This is a genomic window from Tolypothrix sp. VBCCA 56010, from assembly GCF_050875635.1.
GTDB lineage: Bacteria > Cyanobacteriota > Cyanobacteriia > Cyanobacteriales > Nostocaceae > Hassallia.
This window is the reverse complement of the sequence record NZ_JBPAOH010000247.1, coordinates 1-6884: the sequence shown is the minus strand read 5'-3', so window position 1 is coordinate 6884 and position 6884 is coordinate 1. Positions and strand designations below refer to the sequence as shown.

Annotated in this window: 5 protein-coding genes and 1 pseudogene; 4 read left to right on the top strand and 2 right to left on the bottom strand. The window is 42.9% G+C overall.

The features are described from left to right. The first annotated feature begins 368 nt into the window (after positions 1-368). A complete protein-coding gene (locus AABK37_RS39390) occupies positions 369-1622 on the top strand; it encodes a cytochrome P450 (RefSeq protein ID WP_432556831.1) in 1254 nt (417 codons plus the stop codon). A gap of 163 nt (positions 1623-1785) precedes the next feature. Next, the gene (locus AABK37_RS39385; RefSeq protein WP_432556830.1) at positions 1786-3039 is read left to right on the top strand and encodes a cytochrome P450; all 1254 of its coding nucleotides are present in this window, start codon (positions 1786-1788) and stop codon (positions 3037-3039) included. Positions 3040-3270: 231 nt separating this feature from the next. Here the strand turns inward: AABK37_RS39385 and cbiD are convergent, their stop codons facing one another. Beyond that, positions 3271-4347, bottom strand: coding sequence for a cobalt-precorrin-5B (C(1))-methyltransferase CbiD (gene cbiD / locus AABK37_RS39380; RefSeq protein ID WP_432556829.1), 1077 nt, complete (start codon positions 4345-4347; stop codon positions 3271-3273). Positions 4348-4595: 248 nt separating this feature from the next. Between cbiD and AABK37_RS39375 the strand changes: the two genes are divergently transcribed. Together AABK37_RS39375 and AABK37_RS39370 are read left to right on the top strand one after the other, a co-directional pair. Beyond that, a complete protein-coding gene (locus AABK37_RS39375) occupies positions 4596-4808 on the top strand; it encodes a chlorophyll a/b-binding protein (RefSeq protein ID WP_029632563.1) in 213 nt (70 codons plus the stop codon). Between the two features lie 53 nt (positions 4809-4861). After that, positions 4862-5101: a hypothetical protein gene (locus AABK37_RS39370; protein ID WP_039737746.1), complete on the top strand. Its 240-nt coding sequence runs from the start codon at positions 4862-4864 to the stop codon at positions 5099-5101. A gap of 552 nt (positions 5102-5653) precedes the next feature. Here AABK37_RS39370 and AABK37_RS39365 read toward each other — a convergent pair. After that, positions 5654-6884: pseudogene (locus AABK37_RS39365) on the bottom strand (group II intron reverse transcriptase); the annotation flags it as partial.

The window sequence follows — 6884 nt, the reverse complement described above, 5'->3', positions numbered from 1 at the left end:
GTCCTCATCTTATATATGAGGACGCGCATTCCTCACTACGAAGAAAAATATGCTTATCCGAGAAGCGAAGTTAGCTGATGTCAACGCGATCGCCTTCATTACATATACTTATATCTTGCACCTATCGGGATAAACCCCTATTAAGCGAAGACTTGTTAATAATACTCAATTGATTTACCTCTTTAGATGTATTGACAAAAATCAACTGCATTTAACTTGTTACCAATGAGTGAAGCGGTTAAAATACCTTAAAACTTTCTTTCCCCCTACCGCCCGCCCCTTTATTGATAGTTTTTAACCGGACATGAGATGAGGCGATCGCGTGACTACCTAATTTTTTTAGTTCACTCTTAATTGAGATTAAGCAAATGAATTCACAACACTTGAATATGCCAGCAAGAGCAAACCAGCAAACCTACGATCTGTTTGCACCATCCGCTTTAGCCAATTCCTATCCACTCTTCAAACGGATGCGTGAAGATGACCCCGTTCACTATAGTGAGTCTTTTGGCTACTGGATTTTGACACGCTATAGAGATGTTGAGGCGGCTTTACGGGATGAGCGTTTGAGTTCAGACCGCACAGCGTTGTTTCTCAATCAGTTAGGTTCTTTGGATGTCAACCTAATCCAGAATTTCCTTCATCTGATATCAAAAATGTTGGTTGAGAAAGATCCACCTGACCACACCCAATTGCGGAAGTTAGCCAATCAGGGATTTACAACACGCGCTGTAGAAAGCTGGCGATCCATTATTCAGAATACCACCGATCAATTGTTGGATAACGTTCAAAATCACGGCTGCATGAATGTTGTATCCGATTTGTCGGTCCCACTACCAACGCTCGTTCTTACTAAGATATTTGGCGTGCCAGAAACCGACAGAGCGAACTTCATCGAATGGGCTATGGATATTGGCAGATTTTTTGGCTCACCGAGCAGCGAAAATATTGAAGAATTTGCACTTCATGCAGACAAGGCTGCCGCACAGTTTTCTGCACTAATCAGGCAACTGATTGAACAACGGCGTCGGCAACCCGGAACGGACATGATTAGCATGCTGACCGTAGCTTACTCTGAACAGGGATTTAATCTTGAGGAACTCCCATCTCAATGTATCTTGATCTTAAATGCAGGTCTGTTGACCACCACAGACCTGATTTCCAATGCGGTAAATGCACTGCTGCATCATCCGGAACAACTGCAAAAACTTCAACAAAATCCGACTCTAATCAATTGCGCTGTCGAAGAAATAATCCGTTTCGATACCTCCGTTCCTTTTTTCTTTCGGATTGCCAAACAAGACCTGACGATTGGCGGTAAGGACATCCCTAAAGGTAGCGTCATCGCACTGGGGCTTGGGGCGGCGAATCACGACCCTGCGAAGTTTGACTCACCGGACGTTTTCGATATTACACGATCGCCCAACGAACACCTTGGGTTTGGTTCAGGCATTCACTTTTGTCTGGGAGCCGTTTTAGCTCGCATGGAGTTAACTATTTGCTTGACCACATTACTGAGAAGACTACCGAATCTCAGATTCGATCCGGATAAGCAAGCTATTCCAACAAAACATTCAACTGCGATCTTCAAGGGATTCGATTCGCTACCCGTAAAGTTCTAGCAACTGCATTTAAGTTGTTACCAATGAGTCAAGCGGTTAAAATACCTTAAAACTTTCTTTCCCCCTACCGCCCCCTTAATGAGAAGTTTTTAACCGGACATGATATGAGGCGATCGCGTGACTACCTAATTTTTTTAGTTCACTCTTAATTGAGATTAAGCAAATGAATTCACAACACTTGAATATGCCAACAAGAGCAAACCAGCAAACCTACGATCTGTTTGCACCATCCGCTTTAGCCAATTCCTATCCACTCTTCAAACGGATGCGTTCAGAAGACCCCGTTCACTATTGTGAGTCTTTTGGCTACTGGATTTTGACACGCTATAGAGATGTTAAGGCGGCTTTACAGGATGAGCGTTTGAGTTCAGACCGCACAGCGTTGTATATCAATCAGTTAGGTTCTTTGGATGTCAACCTAATCCAGAATTTCCTTCATCTGATATCAAAAATGATGGTTGAGAAAGATCCACCTGACCACACCCAACTGCGGAAGTTCGCCAATCAGGGATTTACAATACGTGCTGTAGAAAGCTGGCGATCCATTATCCAGAATACCACCGATCAATTGTTGGATAACGTTCAAAATCACGGCTGCATGAATGTTGTATCCGATTTGTCGGTCCCACTACCAACGCTCGTTCTTACTAAGATATTTGGCGTGCCAGAAACCGACAGAGCGAACTTCATCAAATGGGCTATGGATATTGGCAAATTTTTTGGCTCACCGGACGGCGAAAATATTGAAGAATTTGCACTTCATGCAGACCGAGCTGCCGCACAGTTTTCTGCACTAATCAGGCAACTGATTGAACAACGGCGTCGGCAACCCGGAACCGACATGATTAGCATGCTGACCGTAGCTTACTCTGAGCAGGGATTTAATTTTGAGGAACTCCCATCTCAATGCGTTCAGATCTTAAATGCAGGTCTGTTGACCACCACAGACCTGATTTCCAATGCGGTGAATGCACTGCTGAATCATCCCGACCAACTGCAAAAACTTCAACAAAATCCGACTCTAATCAATTGCGCTGTCGAAGAAATAATCCGTTTCGATACCGCCGTTCCTTTTTTCTTTCGGATTGCCAAACAAGACCTGACGATTGGCGGTAAGGACATCCCTAAAGGTAGCCTCATCGCACTGGGGCTTGGGGCGGCGAATCATGACCCCCAAAAGTTTGACTCACCGGACGTTTTCGATATTACGCGATCGCCCAACGAACACCTTGGGTTTGGTTCAGGCATTCACTTTTGTCTGGGAGCGGTTTTAGCTCGCATGGAGTTAACTATTTGCTTGACCACATTACTGAGAAGACTACCGAATCTCAGCTTCGATCCGGATAAGCAAGCTATTCCAACAAAACATTCAACTCTGATTTTGAAGGGGTTCGATTCGCTACCCGTAAAGTTCTAGCTCTAGCTTAAGTGATACCATTTTGGAGCCATAGATTTTGAAACTCTGATTATGCATGTAAGTTTTATGAAAGCCTTGGTGGTCAACTAGTGAAAGAAAAGCTTATCGAACTCACGTCATTCTTAGAGTTTGTTGAAGTCGCTTATGGTTGGACAAATAGGCGATCGCTCTTAATAAATTCGTAGTGAGGACTGAAGTCCTCATATATAAGATGAGGACGCGCATTCCTCACTACGAAGAAAAATCGAGCAATTCTTTAGCCTTCGCATCCTGACTTATGATTTTACCTTGACGGTCAAACAAAATTACCCCCACCTTCAAAGAGTAATCTGCATACTTTTTCACGTAATTCTCTGCTTTCTGGCTAATCTTTTCAGCCAAAGCAGCAAACACCGCATCTGCCAACTTGAGTTCCACCAACTTTTTATACGCTTCATCAGCCGTCTTCAGTTGCAAAATTGCCTGAACTGCTGAGATATCACCCATAACAGCAACAGCAGCTGCAATAATTTCTAACTTAGCATCCGCCAGGTGACTTGATGTATTAAGAATTCCCCCTGCTAGCTTAATCAACTTTCCTTGGTATCCCAACAACAGCACCGATTCAGCTTGATAAAGTCCCGCTTCTACCAGCATTGCACCCAGCCAGTTTCCCGTTGAAACAATAATTTCTTCTGGAATGCCTAAGCGCTGCGCTACAGAGTAACCATTGCTACCAATACAAAATACCAAATTGGGAAAACGCTGCACTTTGTCTTGTAAAATGGCGCGAAATTCTTCTAAGTGGTCAGCAGCACTCATCGGCTGAGAAATCCCACTAGTTCCCAACAACGCCAAACCCTCTAAAATACCAAAAGCTGCATTAGATGTACGTTGAGCAAGTTGACGACCTTCAGGAAGAATAATCCGCACGATCGCAGTTTTATCTTCCGGAATTAGCGGCAACAAATTCGCTTCAAAAAGTTGTCGCGCATAACTATAAATAGCAGCTTCTCCCGCTGCCGTTTTCCCCAATCCCTCACCCGCTTCTAAAACTAAAGCCTGGTCTTCTCGTGCCAATAACTTCACCCAAGCCCAAACAGGAGTATTCCTCGTCAAATCCAAATTATCACCTGGGTCAGACAGAGCGATCGCCAACGCACTCGTTAATTCTAAACTAGCGACTTGCTCAACTAAAATCTCTGCATCATCACCAAGTAAATCCAGCCTCACCGACGATATCACATCAGCACTGTTTTGCAAACGCAATAAAGCTGCCTTTGCCGCAGCAACAGCGAAAACCGGGAGAGTGTAACCTTTACGCGCCATTTTATGCTGAAAACCGAGAAATATTCTTACCAGACTTACCCAAAAACTCTCCCAAACCCTCTTTTCTCTGCGTCCTCTGCGCCTCTGCGGTTCGTTCCATGACCTTGCCTAAGCCCTATCTTAATTTTGCCACTCTCAAACACACCTTATACAGTTGATAAAAATATTTTATCTTGTCAAGTACTTGCAAAATTTATTTACATAATGTTACATTAATTAACAAGAAAACAAACTTAAGGAAAAAAACCATGACATCACGCAGCTATGTAGTAGAAGAACAAAACCGCCTGAATAACTACGCCATTGAGCCGAAAATGTACGTAGACCAGAATCCCGGCTTTGGTTTTACCGAGTATGCAGAAAAGCTGAATGGTCGTTTAGCAATGATTGGCTTTGTCGCACTTATAGCGATCGAAGTTTTCACCGGACATGGTGCGATCGCCTGGTTGACAATCCTGTAATCTAGCTACGCAGACATCAACAAATAAATTTAAATTAAATTTGGAGAAATACAATGAGAACTGATTTTGACTTTCCCAAAAAAGACCTACTTGGACCCGTTGTATTTAGACCTGATTTCAACAGCTTTAAGACAATCAATGTCAACCAAGCTTGGTCATTATTTTTCACTGCCGGTAAAGAAGATAAAGTATTAGGACAAAACCCGGAATTTGGCAGATTTTTCACCTACTTATTAATTGCTATTGGCGCAACAGGTTCTCTTTTGGCAGGTGTTTTCATCCACATCGTATAAGGATTTTCATCCAGCTTTTAATATGCAATGAAAGTTCTGGTTTTCGCAACCAGGACTTATTTTTTGACAGTACTTACGCACAAGTAATATCATGTTTGGGTAATTAGTTATGAGTCCCATAGTCAATAAGCACCCCTCCCCTTAATCCCCTCCCCGCTTGCGGGGAGGGGAGACAAAGCTACGATGAGAGCGGGGTGGGGTTCTTTGAATTTAGTAAGTAATCAAACGGACATAATATAACGGAAAAACGAACTGTATAGCGTTTCTCGGTTTAATGAGGTACACCCGTAGGGGCACGGCACTGCCGTGCCCCTACAACCCGCCATATAATTTTGTACCTCACCTGAGTGGGAATCGCTATAAATATCAAATCTTTCCTAAATAAGTTGGCTCTAAAAGTGTTTCTTTGACTGTTTCACCTATCTTTTGGTTGAGTCGATGGGGGATATTATTCCCCGCACCTCTCAGTTAGATCCGGACGTGCCCATTTCTGTGCATCCGGCTCCCGATATTCTTAGGGTTTACACCCGTTGCTCATGTGTACGTGTTGTTTTATCCTTCTGACGGATTGCTACAAATTTTCTTTGGCGCTCTCGTCACGGTTTTGTTTACACGTTGCTTTTTGTTCTCTTCCATGTGAATATATTGGTGACAGGACTGATGGATTGCTACAAGATTCTTGGCTTTCCAATCACTATGGATTCCGTTTATATGATGGAGGTGAACTTTTTCATGATCTGCAAACTTATGTCCGCAATGACCACATGTATGGTTTTGGCGTTTTAATGCCTTAGAGGTTTCACCGTCATATAACTTACTATTGCGTTCACTCCAGTAAGTTATATCTCCGTCGAAAGGTGTTTTGTTACCTTTGACCATGACGTGTTTGCTTTCGGAGTAAGAGACGGATGGGAACGCTTTATCTATCAATTTTGAGGTTGATTTTTTGTCGTTCTTTGTTTCTTTATTAAACTTTTTCCACGTCCTTAATCTGGTGAACCAAAGTGAGAACTTTGACCCGTCCATCTTACAGAACTTGTGGTAGTTTCTCCATCCTCTAACTATTGGGGAAAGCTTTTCAGCTTTCACTTTAGAACCATAATTCGAGCAGTTAACGATGGTTTTTATCTTCTGACGGAACTTTTTATAGTTGTCCACTGAGGGAGTACTTCTAAATTTACCGTTTCTTTGCACTTTGAAGTGCCAGCCAAGGAAGTCAAACCCATCTGTCGCAGCGGTTATCTTCGTTTTCTTCTCGCTTACCTTCATTCCTCTTGCTGCTAGAAATTCGTTGATTTTATCAAGTATTTCATTCGCATCGTCTTCTGGTCGAAGTATAATTACCATGTCGTCCGCGTACCGGACTGATGGCTCTGATATATCTTCCTTGGCGGTTTTTGCAGTTATTTTAGTACCATTTCTGTGGTATCTGTAGACACTTTCAATACCGTTAAGAGCGATGTTAGCTAATAGTGGACTTACCACACCACCTTGAGGTGTACCTTGTTCTGCAAATTCTGGGTTTATTCCTGCTTTTAGGCAGCGGAATATGCCAGACTTAATTCCTAATGGGGCGATAAGGTTATTCATTATTGTGGTATGGCTTATCCTATCGAAGCACTTTTCAATATCGAGTTCAATAACTCGTTTATCGATTCCGTTTACACGAGAGTTTAAGTTTAAGAACAGTATTTTCTGTGCATCATGTGCCGAACGTCCTGGACGAAATCCGTAACTTTTTTCGTGAAAGGTTGCAACGCGCAAGCTGGTTCTAAGGCGTATT

What these genes read in the sequence shown, in the direction of transcription:
- AABK37_RS39390 (WP_432556831.1), top strand. Translation starts at nt 369, where the DNA reads ATGAATTCACAACACTTGAATATGCCAGCAAGAGCAAACCAGCAAACC.
- AABK37_RS39385 (WP_432556830.1), top strand. Translation starts at nt 1,786, where the DNA reads ATGAATTCACAACACTTGAATATGCCAACAAGAGCAAACCAGCAAACC.
- cbiD (WP_432556829.1), bottom strand. Translation starts at nt 4,347, where the DNA reads ATGGCGCGTAAAGGTTACACTCTCCCGGTTTTCGCTGTTGCTGCGGCA.
- AABK37_RS39375 (WP_029632563.1), top strand. Translation starts at nt 4,596, where the DNA reads ATGACATCACGCAGCTATGTAGTAGAAGAACAAAACCGCCTGAATAAC.
- AABK37_RS39370 (WP_039737746.1), top strand. Translation starts at nt 4,862, where the DNA reads ATGAGAACTGATTTTGACTTTCCCAAAAAAGACCTACTTGGACCCGTT.